Source organism: Mesobacterium hydrothermale (genome assembly GCF_035818635.1).
Classification (GTDB): Bacteria; Pseudomonadota; Alphaproteobacteria; order Rhodobacterales; family Rhodobacteraceae; genus Mesobacterium_A; species Mesobacterium_A hydrothermale.
On the sequence record NZ_JAYLLH010000003.1, the window covers coordinates 1 to 18,136 of the forward strand.

17 protein-coding genes and 3 tRNA genes are annotated in these 18,136 nt (G+C 61.7%); 13 read left to right on the forward strand and 7 right to left on the reverse strand.

Annotated elements, in window-relative coordinates:
• Positions 1-61: 61 nt before the first annotated feature.
• From VK792_RS02805 to VK792_RS02815, 3 genes are all read right to left on the reverse strand, one after another.
• Positions 62-304 carry a hypothetical protein gene (locus tag VK792_RS02805; RefSeq protein ID WP_326295831.1) on the reverse strand — a complete coding sequence of 81 codons (243 nt, stop codon included), beginning with the start codon at positions 302-304 and terminating at the stop codon, positions 62-64.
• A gap of 41 nt (positions 305-345) precedes the next feature.
• A tRNA-Gly gene (locus VK792_RS02810) sits at positions 346-419 on the reverse strand.
• Between the two features lie 46 nt (positions 420-465).
• On the reverse strand, positions 466-1,245 hold the full coding sequence (locus VK792_RS02815; protein WP_326295832.1) for a LytTR family DNA-binding domain-containing protein: 780 nt from the start codon (positions 1,243-1,245) through the stop codon (positions 466-468).
• Positions 1,246-1,639: 394 nt separating this feature from the next.
• Here VK792_RS02815 and VK792_RS02820 point away from each other — a divergent pair.
• Both VK792_RS02820 and VK792_RS02825 read left to right on the forward strand, forming a co-directional pair.
• Positions 1,640-1,716: transfer RNA gene (locus VK792_RS02820), tRNA-Asp, on the forward strand.
• A gap of 32 nt (positions 1,717-1,748) precedes the next feature.
• Positions 1,749-1,825 (forward strand) — tRNA-Asp (locus VK792_RS02825).
• Positions 1,826-2,339: 514 nt separating this feature from the next.
• On the opposite strand, the gene mepK is transcribed toward VK792_RS02825, so the two are convergent.
• Positions 2,340-2,909, reverse strand: coding sequence for a peptidoglycan L,D-endopeptidase MepK (mepK, locus tag VK792_RS02830; protein WP_326295833.1), 570 nt, complete (start codon positions 2,907-2,909; stop codon positions 2,340-2,342).
• Positions 2,910-3,226: 317 nt separating this feature from the next.
• Here mepK and VK792_RS02835 point away from each other — a divergent pair, with 317 nt between their 5' ends.
• From VK792_RS02835 to VK792_RS02850, 4 genes are read left to right on the forward strand one after another with little or no spacing between them, the layout of a single operon-like run.
• Entirely contained in the window at positions 3,227-4,846 is a 1,620-nt protein-coding gene (locus VK792_RS02835; RefSeq protein ID WP_435404823.1) for a L,D-transpeptidase family protein, read from the forward strand.
• Positions 4,847-4,872: 26 nt separating this feature from the next.
• Positions 4,873-5,964, forward strand: coding sequence for a UDP-3-O-(3-hydroxymyristoyl)glucosamine N-acyltransferase (lpxD, locus tag VK792_RS02840; RefSeq protein WP_326295834.1), 1,092 nt, complete (start codon positions 4,873-4,875; stop codon positions 5,962-5,964).
• 35 nt (positions 5,965-5,999) lie between these two features.
• Positions 6,000-6,260 carry an acyl carrier protein gene (locus VK792_RS02845; RefSeq protein WP_326295835.1) on the forward strand — a complete coding sequence of 87 codons (261 nt, stop codon included), beginning with the start codon at positions 6,000-6,002 and terminating at the stop codon, positions 6,258-6,260.
• Between the two features lie 25 nt (positions 6,261-6,285).
• Positions 6,286-7,497: a beta-ketoacyl-[acyl-carrier-protein] synthase family protein gene (locus VK792_RS02850; protein ID WP_326295836.1), complete on the forward strand. Its 1,212-nt coding sequence runs from the start codon at positions 6,286-6,288 to the stop codon at positions 7,495-7,497.
• Positions 7,498-7,730: 233 nt separating this feature from the next.
• On the opposite strand, the gene mnmA is transcribed toward VK792_RS02850, so the two are convergent.
• Positions 7,731-8,873, reverse strand: coding sequence for a tRNA 2-thiouridine(34) synthase MnmA (gene mnmA, locus VK792_RS02855; RefSeq protein ID WP_326295837.1), 1,143 nt, complete (start codon positions 8,871-8,873; stop codon positions 7,731-7,733).
• Between the two features lie 120 nt (positions 8,874-8,993).
• Between mnmA and sciP the strand changes: the two genes are divergently transcribed.
• From sciP to VK792_RS02880, 5 genes are all read left to right on the forward strand, one after another.
• Positions 8,994-9,287, forward strand: a complete 294-nt coding sequence (gene sciP, locus VK792_RS02860) for a CtrA inhibitor SciP (RefSeq protein WP_326295838.1) — start codon at positions 8,994-8,996, stop codon at positions 9,285-9,287.
• A gap of 109 nt (positions 9,288-9,396) precedes the next feature.
• A complete protein-coding gene (ctrA, locus tag VK792_RS02865; protein WP_326295839.1) occupies positions 9,397-10,116 on the forward strand; it encodes a response regulator transcription factor CtrA in 720 nt (239 codons plus the stop codon).
• A 70-nt stretch (positions 10,117-10,186) separates the two neighbouring features.
• The gene (gene ligA / locus VK792_RS02870; protein ID WP_326295840.1) at positions 10,187-12,442 is read left to right on the forward strand and encodes an NAD-dependent DNA ligase LigA; all 2,256 of its coding nucleotides are present in this window, start codon (positions 10,187-10,189) and stop codon (positions 12,440-12,442) included.
• Positions 12,443-12,445: 3 nt separating this feature from the next.
• Positions 12,446-14,539: an ATP-dependent DNA helicase RecG gene (gene recG / locus VK792_RS02875; RefSeq protein WP_326295841.1), complete on the forward strand. Its 2,094-nt coding sequence runs from the start codon at positions 12,446-12,448 to the stop codon at positions 14,537-14,539.
• 60 nt (positions 14,540-14,599) lie between these two features.
• The gene (locus VK792_RS02880; RefSeq protein WP_326295842.1) at positions 14,600-14,752 is read left to right on the forward strand and encodes a hypothetical protein; all 153 of its coding nucleotides are present in this window, start codon (positions 14,600-14,602) and stop codon (positions 14,750-14,752) included.
• 186 nt (positions 14,753-14,938) lie between these two features.
• On the opposite strand, the gene VK792_RS02885 is transcribed toward VK792_RS02880, so the two are convergent.
• On the reverse strand, positions 14,939-16,345 hold the full coding sequence (locus VK792_RS02885) for a methyl-accepting chemotaxis protein (protein WP_326295843.1): 1,407 nt from the start codon (positions 16,343-16,345) through the stop codon (positions 14,939-14,941).
• A 52-nt stretch (positions 16,346-16,397) separates the two neighbouring features.
• The gene (locus VK792_RS02890; protein ID WP_326295844.1) at positions 16,398-16,850 is read right to left on the reverse strand and encodes an iron-sulfur cluster assembly scaffold protein; all 453 of its coding nucleotides are present in this window, start codon (positions 16,848-16,850) and stop codon (positions 16,398-16,400) included.
• A gap of 67 nt (positions 16,851-16,917) precedes the next feature.
• On the opposite strand from VK792_RS02890, the gene hisI reads away from it, so the two are divergent.
• Both hisI and VK792_RS02900 read left to right on the forward strand, forming a co-directional pair.
• Positions 16,918-17,280 (forward strand): phosphoribosyl-AMP cyclohydrolase, encoded by a 363-nt coding sequence (hisI, locus tag VK792_RS02895; protein WP_326295845.1) that lies wholly within the window; start codon positions 16,918-16,920, stop codon positions 17,278-17,280.
• 52 nt (positions 17,281-17,332) lie between these two features.
• Complete coding sequence (locus VK792_RS02900) at positions 17,333-18,067, forward strand: hypothetical protein (RefSeq protein WP_326295846.1); 735 nt, start codon at positions 17,333-17,335, stop codon at positions 18,065-18,067.
• Positions 18,068-18,136 lie beyond the last annotated feature (69 nt).

Here is an 18,136-nt window from a genome sequence, read left to right on the forward strand (position 1 = left end):
TTGGCGGGCAGACCCCAACGACATCATCGCCGCAAGAAATCGAGGGTTCCAAATGTTGGATTCAATCCACTAGCGCACTGATGTATTCGCGGGTATTGAATCCGGCTTCTTGTTTCGGCTCTCTGTGCCGCTCCAATTCCCACGAGGTTTCGTTCAGGACGGACAGGCGCTCGATTTGCAGACTGAGGCTGTTAGGCCGTTTCTCGGACTCGCCTTCTCTCTTTTCACCCTTGTACTCGCGGGGATAGACGAGCGTCGTGCTGTCCTTGATCTTCCAATCTGATGTGTTTCTGAAATCGCTCATGAGCGAACGCTAACGCGTTGAAGATCGGAAAGAAAGAAGCTTGGAGCGGGTAGCGGGAATCGAACCCGCGCGTTCAGCTTGGGAAGCTGACAGGCTACCATTACATCATACCCGCGCTGTTGCGGAGATTTAGTGCGAAGCCGGCGAGAGCGCAAGAGGGCTCATTCCGCCGGAAAGCCCTTTTCCAGCCAGCGCCGGACCTCCTCGAGCCGGGCACGGGCGATGGGCACCACCGTGTTGTCCAGAAGTCGCAGAACAGGGCGGCCATCATCATCATCAAGGCGCGGGCGCGCGTGCTGGGACACCCACCAGGACCTGTGCGGCTGGATGCCATCGTCGCCCTTCGTCTGGGCCAGGATGTCGGACATACGAGCGCGCTGTTCGATCTCTCCGTCTTCGGTTTTGATTTTGACGAAATGCTTGCGCGCTTCGATATGGTGCAAATCGTCCACCGGGATGCTGCGTCCACCAATCAGGATATGCCGATCCGATCGCGTGCCGCTGTCGGCCGCACCCGTTTCTTTCAGTACGTCTGTGAGCGGAACGACGAACCTGATGAAGACCGTTTCGAACACCTGCACGGACAGGAAGTAAAACGGGAAGTTCTGCATCACCGAGGGTGGATAGACACCGTTGGACAAATAGCCTGCCAACCATTCGGAAAAGAGCACTGTGGGTGTCAGGGCCAGTGCACCAACCAGTGGCGTGAACGTCACGCATCGTTGGAACTGGCGTGTGAGCAGCGCGAACACCAGAAGGCCCATGACGAACAGCGACAAGTGCATGACCGCAGCCAGCGGCCAGATCAGCGCCGCTTTCCAAGCGGCCATGTAAGACAGCAGGTTTGGCGGATCGGATGCGTACATCGCGACCGTTGCCAATCCGAAAAAGATCAACGACAGGCGGTGAGACACAAGCGCAAAGGTTTGCGCAAATGTCATGTAGACACGCCCGCCGAGTGCATCGACGATGCACATTCGCTGTTTAAAAACTCTGTTCACCCGGCTTCCCCACTGAAGCCCATCACATTCGTAATTAAGCGTGGGTCACGCTTAAATCAACGTTCAGTAGCGATATTTCCTGTCAAAAATTGCAGGAAGCAGGGCGTCTGCCGCTTTGGTGGGGCTGTTCGGGCGGATATCGTTGCGGCTTGTCTCCCCCGATTTCGCGCCAAGACGGGGCCGACTCATGGAGAGTACGAAGGGTTCGGATGTGGAGCGGGATGTCTTTTTACCGGGCTGCGCAAAAATGCCGGAAATTGGCGGGCGAAAGCGCTTGACGGCACCCGACCTCGGCCATAAAAGCGGCGCTACGCTTGGGGAACCAAGGCAGCGAGCGGTTGTAGCTCAGTTGGTTAGAGTACCGGCCTGTCACGCCGGGGGTCGCGGGTTCGAGCCCCGTCAACCGCGCCACCGCTGCCTTAGAAAATCCCGAAACGTAATGCGCGGTTGTAGCTCAGTTGGTTAGAGTACCGGCCTGTCACGCCGGGGGTCGCGGGTTCGAGCCCCGTCAACCGCGCCATTTTTCCTGACTTCGGAAAATACCCTGCGCTTGTCGCAACTCAGCTGTGCTGAACGATCACATCTCCGGACTCCTTCGCGCTGGCTGCCCGGGTGTGATGGCCTTTTCCGTACAGGTCTTCCATCTGTCAGGCATCGCCGGGGTGGATGTCGCGGGTTTCGCCGTCGCAGGCGGTGACACGCGCGCAGCCCAAAAGGCGGATCGGTTTATTCCACCCCGATCGCAGTCGCAGGAAATCAGCATGGTCACGAGTTCGGGCTCTGCCACTTCGAACTCTTTGGTCGATGGGGCAAAGCCCCGTTCTGTCAAAGCAAGCGCGCTATCCTGCCAGTGGCTTTCGCCAACGTCGCCTACAAAAAAACTGAAATACCTCAGCGCCGCGCCCGTCTGCACGTTGCGGAGGTTCATTCTGCGCCAAATCAAATGTGCAAGACTGCCTGGTCAGGGTGGCGCGCTCAACGAAAAACGGCGCCCCATCGGACGCCGTTTTCCATTTGCCTGTATGAAACGGGGCTTACTTGCCCCAGCTGCGGACCGGCCCACAATCCATGTGAACGAAGTCCGACTTCGAATAGCGTCCGACGCCGCCCGCCTTGCACGCCGAGGCAGCACTGGCCATCTGGCTGACCGAGCGCGACGACAAACGCAGGTCTGCGGCCTTGCCTTGCATATGCAGCGAATTCTTGGCCACACCCGATGACCGGGACCGCAGCATCGCGTTGGTTTTCGGGCAGCGATAGCCCGAAAGCAGCATGTAGGGTTCGTTGACATCCAGAAGGTTGTGCGCCGCAGCCATGATATCCATGGTGCGCATGTCGATCTTCTTGATTTCATTGGTGCGCCAGTCGCGCATGAAATGATTGATCTCGTCCACAGCGTCGGCGATGTAATCGCCTTCGATCCAATAGATCATGTCCAGTCGTTCGCCGGTTCGGCCTGAATACATGCGCAAGCGGCGGATATCGCCAGCCCCGCGCAGGAAACCCGCGGCGTTCGAATATGTCGGTGCTGCCGTCACCAGGGTTGCTGCAAATGCACCCAAAAGGCCCCGGCGAGTCATACCGCCTTTGCTGATATCAGTCATCGTGTGAGCGCCTGTCCCGTCGCTTACCTGTTTGGCCGTGACGTTGCACGGCTCCTGCCATCTCATCCCCAGATGCAAGATTGGTATGACATATTACGAATCAAGCCGGAACCCCGATTCTTGTCACGCATTCCCACTTCAAGGGTTTTCGGCAGGAATCTGCTTAAACCTCAGTCACTGTGGCCCGTATGCGTGGGCCGGTGCAGCATTGCACCATCCATGGATAGGAGAGATGTCTGTATAAAATGTGAATGGACAAGGGGATAGCGGTCTGAAACGATCTTCTGCAATCTGAAGAATGCATATTAGGGGCAGAGATGATGATGCGGATCGGTCAGGCGCGCGGTGTGTCCGGCATGGTGGCGGCAGCGGTATTGGCGTTGGCGCTGACAGTGGGGGCGCCGCCCGCCAGCGCGGGTGTGACGGCCTTCAAGCAAGCCGTGGCGGAAAACGCGGCCCGCGATGACGATATCGCGGCCTTCTACCGCGCCCGCAATTTCGAGCCGCTTTGGACCGGTGAAGGGGCCGAATACCTGCTGCGGCGCCAGGCGCTGATCGAAGCGGTTCAGGCGGCTCCGTCACACGGGTTGCCGACCGGTCGCTATGACGCGCCGCAAATCCTTGCGCTGATGCGTGGTGTCGGAAACGCCCGCGACATGGGGGAGGTCGAGGTTGAACTGAGCAAGATTTACCTGCGCTTTGCTCGCGATATTCAGACTGGCGTTTTGAAACCGTCCAGAGCGGACGATGGAATCAAGCGCGAGCCGCCCTATCGCGACCGAACCGCGTTGCTGGCGGCGCTGGAAACCGGCGACCCGCGTGTCACCATGCGCGGCCTGGCGCCGCAAACGCACGAATACGCGCGGCTCATGAAGGCCAAGCTGCAGCTTGAACACATTGCTGCCTCTGGTGGCTGGGGACAGGAAGTGCCTGGCGGAGCGTTGAAACCGGGCGCATCCGGCAAGGCTGTGGTCGCGCTGCGCAACCGTCTGATCGCCATGGGATATCTGCATCGCAGTGCTGCGGCAGGCTATGACGCGGCGTTGCAGGCGGCGGTACAGACCTTCCAGGAAGATCACGGCATGGAAGCCGACGGCGTCGCCGGACCATCGACCATAAAGGAAATCAACGTCAGCGCCCGCGAACGCCTTGAGTCGGTTGTGGTCGCGATGGAACGTGAACGTTGGCTGAACTTTCCGGAAGGCCGCGGTGATCGCCACGTGCTGGTCAACCTGACCGACTTCAAGGCGCGTATCATCGACCATGACAAGGTGACCTTTGAAACCCGGTCGGTGATCGGACACCAGGATCTTGATCGCCGCACGCCGGAATTTTCCGACGTGATGGAGGTGATGGTGATCAACCCCAGCTGGCATGTGCCGCGTTCGATCATCGTCAACGAATACCTGCCGTTGTTGCGCAGCAACCCGGGCGCGGCGGGGCACCTGCGGATCACCGATTCCCGCGGTCGTGTTGTCAGCCGGTCCAACGGGTTCTCGCAATACACCGCTTCGAACTTTCCCTTCGCGATGAGCCAGCCGCCGGGTCCGCGTAACGCGCTGGGCGTGGTGAAATTCCTTTTCCCGAACAAGTACAACATCTACCTTCACGACACGCCCGCGAAGAACCTGTTCTCTCGCGAGGTGCGGACCTACAGCCATGGCTGCATCCGCTTGGGGGACCCCAAGGATTTCGCCTATGCGCTGTTGGCCAAGCAAACCGACGACCCGGTCGGCTTTTTCCAAAGCCGTCTGCGGTCAGGGGTTGAAACCCCGGTGCCGCTGGAACAACCGATACCCGTGCACCTGATCTATCGCACGGCCTATACGCAGGCGAAGGGGCAGATTCAGTACCGCCGCGATGTCTATGGCCGCGATGCCAAGATCTGGAATGCGCTTTCTGCGGCAGGGGTGGTATTGGGCCGCGGAGACAGCTAAATCTCGCCCGAAAGGCGAGGTGCACGATGAGCCATTCCATTGCTGAGATTGCGCAGGCGCTGGGCTTGCAGTTTGTCGGGGACGGCAGCCTGCGGGTGTCTGGCGTGGCAGAGCCGTCGGATGCATTGCCCAGCCAGCTTGCGCTGGCGATGAAGCCGGCTTTTGCGGCGCAACTGTCCCAGGGCAAGGCGCGGGCGGCTGTGATGTGGCACGGAGCCGACTGGCAATCCTTCGGGCTGGAAGCCGCGATCCTGCCGGAACGCCCACGATTCGCCCTTTCGGGCTTGTCGGCTATGATGGACCCGGGGCAGGGCTATGCGCCGGGAATCCACGACACCGCCCTTGTCCATCCAGAGGCAAAACTGGGCGACGGGTGTTCTGTCGGTCCCTTCGCGGTGATCGAACGGGGCGCGCGGATCGGGGCCGGATCGGTCATCGCGGCACAGTGCCATATCGGCTGGGAGGCCGAACTGGGTGAGGGTGCGCTGCTGCACGTGGGCGTGCGGATCGGCGCGCGGGTGCGGATTGGCGCACGGTTCATTGCCCAACCCAACGCTGTGATCGGGGCAGATGGTTTTTCCTTCGTCACGCCAGAGGTGTCCGCCGTCGAAAAGGCGCGTGAGAGTCTGGGTGCAACGGGCGACAGTGGTGCGCAATCCTGGGCCCGGATCCATTCTTTGGGCGCCGTGACCATCGGCGACGATTGCGAGGTTGGGTCACATTGCTGCATCGACCGGGGCACCGTGCGCGACACCCGCGTGGGCAACGGCACCAAGTTCGACAACCTCGTACAGATCGGCCACAACGTGGTGATCGGCAACGACTGCCTGATCTGCGCGCAGGTCGGCATCGCCGGGTCAACCCGGATCGGCAACAATGTGGTGCTGGGTGGACAGACCGGGGTCAGCGATAACCTGTTCATTGGGGACAACGTGATCACCGGCGGAGGCACCAAGGTCTTGGCCAAAGTGCCCGCCGGTCGTGTCATGCTGGGCTATCCGGCGATGAAGATGGACGCCCATATCGACAGCTACAAGGCGATCCGCCGCCTGCCGCGTCTGTTCCGGGATGTCGCCGCTTTGCAGAAAAAGATTTTAAACGGTGATCCGAGTGACTAAATGAGCCTCGAATGCGATTGTCCCCGGGGGAGACTATGGACATCAAGACCAAGGTCATCGAGATCATTGCCGAGCAGGCGGTACTGGAGTCGTCGGACGTAACACCCGAGAGCACGCTGGAAGAGTTGGGCATCGACAGCCTTGGGTTGGTCGAAAGCATTTTCGCGATCGAGGAAGCTTTCGACATCTCTGTGCCGTTCAACGCCAACGACCCAAGCGAAAGCGACTTCGATATTTCGTCGGTTGCCAGCATCATTGCGGGGATCGAGCAACTGATCGCCCAGCAGACAGCCTGAGAACGCGGCGACCGAGGATACACATGTGAAACGGGTTGTCATCACCGGGGCCGGGACGGTCAATGCGCTTGGCCATGACGTGGCGGCGACCTGGGATGCGATGCGCAACGGGCGCTGCGGCATCGGCCCGTTGCAGTTCCGCGATGTTGATCGGCTGACAATTCGAATTGGCGGTCAGGTCAAGGATTACGATCCCGCGGCGCATTTTTCCCGCCAGCAACTGACGCTTTACGACCGGTTCACCCAGTTCGCGCTGCTTGCGGCGCGCCAGGCGCTGACTCAGTCCGGGCTTGTGTTCGAAGGCGACTTTGCCGACCGTTGCGGTGTGGTGCTGGGCACCTCGGGCGGGGGGCTTGGCACGCAGGAAGAAAGCTATCGGGCGGTTTACGAAGAGGGCAAGAACCGGGTTCACCCTTTCGTCGTGCCCAAGCTGATGAACAACGCCGCGGCAAGCCATGTCAGCATGGAATTCAACCTGCGCGGCCCGACCTTCACCGTATCGACGGCATGCGCCAGCTCGAACCACGCGATGGGGCAGGCGTTCCAGTTGGTGCGGAGCGGGCTGTGCCCGGCGGTGGTGACCGGTGGCTCGGAATCGATGCTGTGTTTCGGTGGGGTCAAGGCCTGGGAGGGGCTGCGGGTGATGTCGAAAGACGCCTGTCGTCCGTTTTCCGCCAATCGCAATGGCATGGTGCAGGGGGAAGGCGCCGGGGTCTTCGTGTTCGAAGACTATGACCATGCCCGGGCCCGGGGAGCCGATGTCCTGGCCGAGGTGGTGGGGTTTGCCATGTCCTCGGACGCGACGGATATCGTCATGCCGTCCTGCGAGGGTGCCGCCCGCGCCATGACCGGTGCGCTGCGCGATGCCGGGCTGAACCCGCAGGATGTGGACTACATCAACGCCCATGGCACCGGAACCGCCGCCAACGACCGCACCGAATGTGCCGCTGTGGCCGATGTCTTTGGCGATCATGCCGGCAAACTTATGATCTCGTCGACCAAGGCGATGCACGGCCACTTGATCGGGGGCACCGGGGCGGTTGAACTGCTGGCGTGCCTGATGGCGCTGCGCGAGGGGATCGTCGCACCCACCATCGGTTACGAGGAGCCCGACCCGGCCTGTCCGCTGGACGTTGTCCCCAACGTCGCACGTGACGCACGGGTCGACGTGGCGCTGTCGAATGCCTTCGCCTTCGGTGGGCTGAACGCGGTTCTGGCGCTGAAACGGTTTTCCTGATTCACCTGTGCGGGCCGGCGGCCGGGACAGGATCGACCCGTGCCGCGCGCGTCCGCGTGTGGTGACCGCGGAAACCCTGATCGGCGTGTTCCTGGTTGCGCCGTGGTTCAGTGAGTATTTTCAGAAAGATGAAAGGACATGGGCGCGGGTTTCCCGCGCTTGGTTGTCCGGCGGCAAGGCAGCACAGCCGGTGTCGGGGCGTCGGGACGGACGCGGCGGGTGGTGGAGCGCGCCTAGGCGCCCCGCCATATCCAGCCGCCGCCAAGAATGCGGCTGTTGTCTGTCTGGTAGAACACGCAGGCCTGTCCGGGGCTCACGCCTTCCTCGGGGGTCATCAGCTCGACCTGTGCCGCGGTTGCCGAGAGAGGGCGGATGATCGCCTCTCGCGGGGGGCGGGTGGAACGGACCTTGACCGAGACGTGCCATTCCTTCTGGCTGTCGAAGGGCGAGTCCCCAAGCCAGTTGATCTCGCGTATCGGGACGACCCGGGTGGCAAGCATGTCCTTGGGGCCGACGACCACGCGGCGGGTGTCGACGTCGAGCTTGACCACGTAGAGCGGATCGGTCAGGCCGCCGATGCCAAGGCCCCGGCGTTGGCCGATGGTGTAATGGATGACGCCGGTGTGCCGGCCCAGCACGCGGCCATCGGCATGCACGATTTCGCCAGGCTCGGCCGCGCCCGGGCGCAGTTTTTCGATCACCCCAGCATAGTTGCCGTCGGGCACGAAACAGATGTCCTGGCTGTCGGGCTTGTCGGCGACGCTGAGCCCGTATTTTTCGGCCAGCGCGCGGGTTGCGGCCTTGGACGGCAGGTGGCCAAGCGGGAAGCGCAGGTAGTCGAGCTGTTCCGGGGTCGTCGAGAACAGGAAATAGCTTTGGTCGCGTCCAGCATCGGCGGCGCAATGCAATTCGGGGCCGTGGGCGCCGATCTTGCGCTGGATGTAGTGGCCGGTCGCCATGCAATCGGCGTCCAGGTCGCGCGCGGTTTCCAGCAGGTCCTTGAACTTGACCCGTTCGTTGCAGCGGATGCAGGGCACCGGCGTCGCGCCGCCGAGGTAGCTGTCGGCGAATTCCTCGATCACCGCATCGCGGAAGATGTTTTCATAGTCCAGAACGTAATGCGGAAACCCCATCTGCTCTGCCACGCGGCGGGCGTCGTGGATGTCAATCCCGGCGCAGCAGGCGCCCTTCTTGGCCAGCGCGGCGCCGTGGTCGTACAGCTGAAGCGTCACGCCCACCACGTCATAGCCTTCTTCGGCCAGTTGTGCGGCGACAACGGAACTGTCGACTCCGCCGGACATCGCCACCACCACTCGCGTTTCGGCAGGCGGCTTGGCAAAGCCGAGCGAGTTCAGGGGGTGGGTATCGAGTGCCATGGCGCGTTCCTTCCGATCCGGCGGAATATAGGAAAATCCGAACCACTCTCAAGGGTCGGTTTCACCGGGCGTTAAAGGCCGGCGTTCAGGGTGTCGGACAGTCCAGTGAGGGTGAGTGGTATGTATTTGAAGAAAGTCGAAGGGCCAAGGGCGGTTACCCTGCCTGACGGAACGGTGATGACGCGGGCCGATCTGCCCAACGCAAGTACCCGGCGCTGGGTCGCATCGCGCAAGGCGGCGGTGGTGCGCGGTGTGCTGTATGGGCTTTTGACGCAGGACAACGCGATTGCGACCTATGGGTTGAGCCCCGAGGAACTTGCGGCGTGGATCCGGGCGGCGGCGATCCACGGCGACGAGGGTTTGAAGGCAACGGCGATCCAGAAACTCCGGCAAAAAGGAGGTGAAGCTGGTTAGCGTCAGATTTTGATTGAAAAGCGGGCAAATCAACTTATGGTAACATGCGATTAACCAATTGCCTTTCTAGTTGTCGGTGACCGTTAAAGCTCATTAATCGGAGAAAGACATGCGCGTTCTGCTGGTGGAAGACGATCCGACGACCTCGAAAAGCATCGAGATGATGCTGACCAACGCGAACCTCAACGTTTACGCCACCGATCTGGGGGAAGAAGGGATCGACCTGGCCAAGCTGTATGACTATGATCTGATCCTGCTTGACCTGAACCTGCCAGACATGACCGGGCATGAGGTGCTGCGTCAGTTGCGGATGGCGCGCATTGAAACGCCGATCCTGATCCTGTCGGGCGACGACGACACTGACAGCAAGCTAAAGGGCTTTGGGTTTGGGGCTGACGATTACCTGACCAAGCCGTTCCATCGCGAAGAACTGGTGGCGAGGATCCATGCCATCATCCGCCGGTCCAAGGGGCATTCGCAGTCGATCATTCACACCGGCAAGGTGTCGGTGAACCTGGATGCCAAGACGGTCGAGGTCGATGGCAAGCAGGTGCATCTTACCGGCAAGGAATACCAGATGCTGGAGCTTTTGTCGCTGCGCAAGGGCACGACGCTGACAAAAGAAATGTTCCTGAACCACCTTTATGGCGGCATGGACGAACCCGAACTGAAGATCATCGATGTCTTCATTTGCAAGCTGCGCAAGAAACTGTCCGAGGCGACGGGCGAGGAGAGCTATATCGAAACCGTCTGGGGCCGTGGGTATGTCTTGCGCGATCCCCAGCCGAAGACCGGCGACGCGGACAATCCGCTGGCGATTGGCGCCTAGAGGAGGCGACTGGACTGCGCGGCAGTCGCGCCCTATCACTCATGACATTCGGGCATGGATGGGGGCGCGCATGGCGGAAATTGCGGTTGAGGCATTGTCGGCAGAGCAGGCCACGGCAGAACTGGCCCGGCTGGCGCATCTGCTGGCACGGGCGAACGAGGCTTATCACGGTCAGGACGCCCCCGAAATTTCGGATGCAGACTACGACCGGCTGAAAAAGCGCAATGCCGCGATCGAGGACCGTTTTCCAGAGCTTAAGCGCGACGACAGCCCCAGTGAACAGGTCGGTGCCGCGCCTGCTGATGGTTTTGCCAAGGTCACCCATGCGGTTCGCATGCTGTCACTTGGCAATGCCTTCGAAGATGCGGACGTCGCCGAATTCGACAACCGCATCCGGCGCTACCTGAACCTGTCGGATGATGCGCCGCTGGCCTATACGGCGGAACCGAAGATTGACGGACTTTCGCTCAGCCTGCGGTATGAAGGCGGGCAATTGGTAGCCGCGGCCACGCGCGGCGATGGGACGGTGGGCGAAAACGTGACCGCGAACGCACGCACCATCGCGGACATCCCCGAAACCCTGATTGGCGCGCCCGGTGTGCTGGAGGTGCGGGGCGAAGTTTATATGAGCCACGCGGATTTCGAGGCTCTGAATGCCCGGCAAACCGAGCGCGGCGGCAAGACCTTTGCCAATCCGCGCAATGCGGCCGCCGGATCGTTGCGGCAACTGGATAGCGCCATCACCGCAAGCCGCCCGCTGCGGTTTTTCGCTTATGCGTGGGGTGAGGTGTCGGCGCCTTTGGCCCGGACGCAGTCGGGTGCGATCCAGCGATTGGCCCAGCTTGGTTTCCAGACCAACCCGCTGACAGCGCTTTGCGACGGGCCACGCGATATGCTTGCCCACTACCGCAAGATCGAGGCGCAGCGCGCCACGCTGGGCTATGACATTGACGGGGTGGTCTACAAGGTCGACGATCTTGCCTTGCAGGGCAGGCTTGGGTTCCGGTCGACAACGCCGCGCTGGGCCATTGCCCACAAATTTCCCGCAGAACTGGCCTGGACCCGGCTGGAAAAGATCGAAATCCAGGTCGGTCGCACCGGGGCGTTGTCCCCGGTGGCCCGGCTGGCCCCGGTCACCGTGGGAGGCGTCGTGGTGTCGAATGCGACGCTGCACAACGAAGACTACATCGCTGGCCGCGATGCCAAGGGACAACCGATCCGGGGGGGCAAGGACATCCGCGAAGGTGACTGGGTACAGGTCTATCGCGCCGGGGACGTGATTCCCAAGGTGGCCGATGTGGACCTGTCGAAACGTCCCGACGATGCACAACCCTTTGCTTTCCCATCGGTTTGCCCCGAATGCGGGTCAGAGGCTGTCCGCGAAGACGGCGACGCTGTGCGGCGCTGCTCTGGTGGCCTGATTTGTCCGGCGCAAGCGGTCGAAAAACTGAAGCATTTCGTTAGTCGCGCTGCTTTCGACATCGAAGGTCTGGGTGCCAAGCAGGTTGAACAGTTCTATGCCGACGAGGTGCTTCCGATCCGCGAACCCGCGGATATCTTTACCCTGCGCGACCGTGACGCCGCCAACCTTTCGAAGCTGAAAAACCGTGACGGCTGGGGTGAAAAATCCGCCAACAATCTTTTCGCCGCCATCGACGACCGTCGTCGGATTGACTTGAACCGCATTATTTTTTCCCTCGGAATCCGCCATGCAGGAGAGGTCGTGGCAATGGACCTGGCTCGCCACTATGGCACATGGGAGGCGTTGACCACGGCACTGGACCGGGCGCACCCGGCGCTTGAGCGATACCTTGCCGCCGAACAGGCCGTCACCAGGGAACGCGCCGCGGCAGAGGCCGAGGGCCGCCGTGCCAGGATCAGCGAAACCCGCAACAAGATCTGGCAAGACGACCCTGCCGTCCCGGTCGCGGCACGGGCCGCATGGGACGATCTGGTGGGCGTTGATGGCATTGGCGCGACGGTGGCCGTCGCACTGGTCACCGCCTTTGCCCAAGGGGCGGAACGGGCCTCGATCGACAGGCTCGTTGCACATCTCGACATTCAGCCGGTCGCAGCGCCGACCGACGCCGGCAGCCCGGTTGCTGGCAAGACCGTGGTGTTTACCGGCACGCTGGAGTTGATGACCCGGGCCGAAGCCAAGGCGCGCGCCGAAGCGCTGGGTGCCAAGGTGTCCGGCTCTGTCTCTGGCAAGACCGATATCGTCGTGGCAGGGCCCGGCGCCGGATCGAAAGAGCAAAAGGCCCGCGAACTGGGTGTTCAGGTGCTTGACGAAGCCGGCTGGCTGGCGCTGATCGGGCAGGGCTGAGTCATGTCGGCAGGCCGCCCGGAGATCCTGTTCCCGCTGTTTGGCGATTTGACGGGGCTGGACGGTGTCGGTCCGAAGACCGCCAAGCACTTGGAACAGTTGGAGATCGTTGCACCGCGTGATCTTCTGTTCACGTTGCCCTATGCCGGTGTTGACCGCGCTTTGCGGGATTCTGTGCTGGATGCGGGCTTGCCCGGCGTCGTCACGGTCATGGCGCGCATCGGTGGGCATACGCCTTCGCGGCGCAAGGGGGGCCCCTATCGCATCCATGCTGAAGACGCGAAAACCAGTTTCCAGATCGTGTTCTTTCACGCCCGCGGCGACTATCTGCAAAAACTGCTGCCCAGCGGTGAAACCCGAGTGATTTCCGGCAAGGCAGAACTGTTCGACGGCATAGCCCAGATCGTCCACCCGGATCACATCCTGAAGCCCGAGGACGCCGTTGACCTGCCGGGTTATGAGCCGGTTTATCCGCTCACCGCGGGTGTGTCGCAAAAGCTTATGTTCCGCGCGACCGGGTCGGTTCTGAAAGACCTGCCGGAACTGCCCGAGTGGATTGACCCGGAACTGAAGCGGCAAGAGGGGTGGCCAGACTGGAACGCGGCGCTGGCGGCCGCCCACCGGCCGGTCCAGGCAGGGGATTTGTCTCCCGAAGCGCGGTGCAGGCAGCGGCTGGCGTATGACGAGCTTTTTGCTCATCAGTTGACGCTGGGCATCGCCCGGCTGGCCCGGCGAAAGGGCAAGGGCGCGGTCACCCGGGGGGATGGGCGGTTGCAAGCGCGTGTTCTGGCCGCCTTGCCCTATCGGCCGACCGGGGCGCAGACCCGTGCAGTGGGTGAAATCGTGACCGACATGGCCGCGCCTGAGCGGATGAACCGGCTGTTGCAGGGGGATGTGGGCGCGGGCAAGACGCTGGTCGCCATGATGGCGCTGCTCAACGCGGTCGAAGCCGGCGGGCAGGGTGTGATGATGGCCCCGACAGAGATCCTGGCCCGGCAGCATATGGAAGGCCTTACCCCGCTGGCACTTGCGGCAGGGGTAACGCTGACGCTGCTGACCGGGCGCGACAAGGGAGCGGACCGGCAGCGCAAGCTGGCTGCCCTTGCAGATGGTACGATCGACATTCTGATCGGCACGCATGCGGTGTTCCAGAAGGATGTTGTGTTCCACGATTTGCGGCTGGCCATTGTCGACGAACAGCACCGTTTCGGCGTTCGCCAGCGGCTGGAATTGGGGCGCAAAGGGGCCGCGGTTGACGTACTGGTGATGACGGCGACGCCGATTCCGCGCTCTCTGGCGCTTGCGCAATACGGCGACATGGACGTGTCGGTGCTGGATGAAAAGCCCCCCGGGCGCAAACCGGTCAAGACCGCGATGGTGTCGACCGAGCGGATGGACGAGGTGGTGGCCCACCTGCGCAAGGCCGTGGCCGAAGGGCGGCAGGCTTATTGGGTCTGTCCACTGGTGGATGACAGCGAGTTGGTGGACCTGACCGCAGCACAAACCCGGTTCGAACACCTGCGTGCAATATTTGGGGAGGGCGTTGTCGGCCTTGTCCACGGCCAGATGCCCCATGACGAAAAAGATGCCGCCATGGCGGATTTCGTGGCAAATCGGCTGGCTGTTCTGGTCGCCACCACCGTGATCGAGGTCGGCGTGAACGTGCCCAACGCGACCATCATGGTGATCGAACGGGCCGAGAACTTTGGCCTCGCGCAATTGCACCAACTGCGCGGCCGGGTCGGGCGCGGCGACGCCGAATCGACCTGTCTCTTGATGTACCAGCCCCCGCTTTCGGAAACCGGCCGCCGCCGGCTGACCACGCTGCGCGAAACCGAAGACGGGTTTCGGATTTCCGAGGTTGATTTGGAAATGCGCGGGGCGGGGGATGTCCTGGGTACCGCCCAGTCCGGGTTGCCCCGCTTCCAGATCGCCGATCTTGAACGTCAAGCAGTGCTGATGAAGGTCGCGCAAAGCGATGCACGCCGCCTGTTGGCCGACGATCCCACATTGCAAAGCCCGCGCGGACAGGCCGCGCGCACGTTGCTGTGGTTGATGCGCCGGGACGAGGCGTTCCGCCTGATGTCTGTCGGATAGCGGTTTGTTCCATTTTGTTCTCAAAAAGTTCTTTACTCGCAGCGGAACATATGAGAACAAATGGTCAACAAATCGACTCTGGAGGCGAACATGCTGCGAGACATCAAGACGATCATCGACCGGTCTTCTGACACGTTGTTGCAGGATGCGCTGGGGGTTTTGTGCCTGTGTGTCGTGATGTTCGGCGCGCTGCACGTGCCGGCCTTTTTCTGACGTTTTCTTCTGCCTGCGTGCTTGTTCCCGCGGGTGTCGCGTTCTGTCCCAACCTGTCGCGTCGCCCACTCTGCCTGCTCGAACCGGTTCCGTTCAGGTCTGCCAGCCTGATCCGCCGATCCGACACAAGACACGCCACTTGACCGCCGCCTTCCCATCCCCGGAAGTGCGGCGGTTTTTTCTTGCCTAGAAGGTATAGCCGATGCGCAATCCGCCCCAATGCCGCCCGCGCACGGTGATCGGGGCTGACAGGTCTTTCATCAGCACATGTTTTCCACCCCCCATGTCGCGGCGATAGACCTGTAACAGGAACGGCGCTTCGCTGCGGCCCGCTTTCAGGCCAACCCGGTCGTCGAAGATACGCCGGTTGCGGCAATGCGCGGCGTTCCAGACCGGGTCCGTCCCCTGCCGCTTGGAAAAGCGCACATTGTGCGTGGGCAGGTATCCGTTGCGGTCGACCGCGGCGCAAAACACGATCCGGGGATCCTGCTCCACAGCAGGTTCCTGGATCGGCGGCAACAGCCGGTCGGTGTGTTTGGTGAAGCGGGTCAAGACCTGCTTGGGGTTGGTTTCGGGGATCGCCGTATAGTTGGTGTCGAACAGATCATCCATCGTGATCCGGCCACTTCCCAGTGCGGCGTCGAATTCCTGAGAGATTTGCCCGGCGATGTCCTGCGCCAGGGTGATCATGTGACGGTCGTCTTCGGTTCCGCCGCCAAGGGCAACGCTGGCTTGAACCGCGATTTCAGACTGATCTATCAGGTTCTCCACACGTTCCGTCGTCTTGTGTACGCCGTCCGTGATCCGCCGGATGGAACTGTCGATCTGGGTGATGGACGGCACGAAACGTTCCAGCGACTGGTCGGCGCGCTGCACTTGTTCGAAGATGGACCGTGTTGCCAGTTGGGTTTCTGCAACCTGGTTTTCGATTGATGCCAATGCCTTGTCAGAGTCCTGGCTGCGTTCCAGAAGTGTCGCCGCACGCTGGGCCGATACTTCTGCGCCTTGTTGCAACTGGCTCATCCAGTTGGCCATGTTCTGGATCGATTCAGAGATATCCTCTGCCGCGGCAGTGGTTTTCTGCGACAGGTCGTTGATCGCTTCGGCGACGATGGCAAAACCCTTGCCGGCGGCCCCGGCGCGGGCGGCTTCGATCTTGGCATTCATGGCCAAGACGTTGACCTGTGCGGCAATCGACGAAATCTGGTCGTTCGATTTGCGCACCTCGGTCAGGATGTCTTCGATGGCCGAGCTTTTCTCGTGGATCGAACGGACCCAACCCGCCAGTTCCACCGAATGTTCCGAGGTTTCCGCGATGAAGGTGACCGACACCTTCACGTTGTTCATGGTTTCCTCGGCCGTACGGGACACCTCTTCGATGTTTGCGGTGACCTCGCTGTTGGCCTCGACAATCGAGTCAGAGCCAAAGCGCAGCGCTTCCAGTGCGATCAACTGTTCTTCGGCCTGGGTCGACAGTTCGTCGAGAAATCCGGCGACATCGACGATTTCCCGGCCCAGGATGCCGGACGCGAGACTGAGATGGGAAAGCGCCGCTTCAGCCGCGGGCAGGCTAAGTTTGGGGTCAATCTGCATGGGGGCCTCCTGCTTGCAGGGGACTTATAGGCAGCAGGTTCCAAACAGAGCGTTAAGCAGTCTTGGCAGCCATTGCCTGCTGCGTCGCTTCGACAGCGGCATCGAGGCAAAGCAGGATCGACGCGTGGCGATTCTTGAAATCCGCGGCCGGGCGCAGCACTTCCAGCCCGCCAAACGGCGCGTCAGGTACCGGCCCGCCTTTTTTCAGCATGTCGCGCAGGGAATCGCGGGCGGCAAGTATCTGATCCGGTGTGCAGCCGATGATCGCATCGCCCACCACCGACGCGGCGGCCTGCCCCAGCGCACAAGCTTTCACATCCTGACCGAATTCGGCAACCTTGCCATCGCGCATCGTCACGTCGACGGTCACCGTCGAGCCGCACAACGGCGACCGTTTCTTGACCGTGGCATCGGGCGTGTCCAACCGGTCCAGATGCGGGATATCCGCCGCCAGTGCCAGAATGCGCGTGGAGTAGAGCTTGATCAGGTCGCTTTCGGCGGACATGGCTTTCCCTTTCATTCCTGCGCTTCTAAATAGGCGCCAACGCGTCAGTTGCAAAAAGGTTTTTCCCATGGGCTTCGATCCGGCAACGCTGAAATACAACGATCAGGGCCTGATCCCCGCAATCGCGCAGGATGCCGAGAGCGGCGACGTGCTGATGATGGCCTGGATGAATGCGCGGGCCGTGGCGCAGACGCTGGAAACCGGGCGGGTCACCTATTGGTCGCGCTCGCGGCAGGCATTCTGGATCAAGGGCGAAACCTCGGGCCATGTGCAGGAACTGGTTGATTTCCGTGTCGATTGTGATCGCGATTGCCTTTTGGTGACGGTGCGCCAGACCGGCCCCGCCTGCCACACCAACCGACGCAGCTGTTTCTACACCGCCGTGCGCGACGGGGCAGAGGTCGAACTGATGGCCCCGATGCAGGACTGACCGGTCTCTTTCTGCTAGGGTGCCGGAATTGGTCCTCGCGGAAAGGTGATTTATGAAACGTCTGCTTCTGGTATGCGCGCTTGCCGGGTCTTCCCCCGTGGCGGCGCAAGACAGTGGATTTTACCCAAGCGAGATTTGTCAGCATGTGCTCGACCGCGCCAGCGATGTGGACAAGCTGATTCTGGCGGCCTGGGTGTCGGGCTATCTCGATCACCGTCACGGGGCGAGCAGGATCGTCGATCTCGACAACATGAAGGTGGTCCTGCGCAACCTGAACGACATCTGCGGCCGCAATCCGCAGGCCACGATCCTGCAACTGGTCGAGGCCAGCACGCCGGGCGACGCCAACACCCCCGGAAGCGCCGCCCATGCAAAGGCGATGTTGGCGGGTTTTCTTGCGGTGGGCGCGGACACCGCTGCGTTGACCGCAGGGATCAAACCGACCGAGGACGACATTCGCCGGGTCTTCCTGCCGCCGCTTGCGGACCGGCTGGTGCCCTACTACGCCGCTCTGTTCACGCCTGATGTACAAATTCGGCCGAAACCGGGCCAGACAGAACTGCGTGTCATCCGCGCCACCACGACCAACTTCAAGCGTGGTGACCCTGTGCTCAAGGACTTCCCGCCAGAATACGCGGACCTGACTGACCAGATGTTGCCGGGCATTCCGATCGTGCGCTTTGCCTTCGTCGCTGCAGGCTCGAACCAGGGCACGGTTTATGACGCGCTGGTTTTCGTGGGCGGCCGTTGGGTTTTCATGCCGTCACCCTGGCAAGCGCTGGACTGAAGCGCCCGACCGCTCTCCCGGTTCGAGTGGCAACGCAAGCCTGTGCCGACAACGTGACGCGCGGAAAGC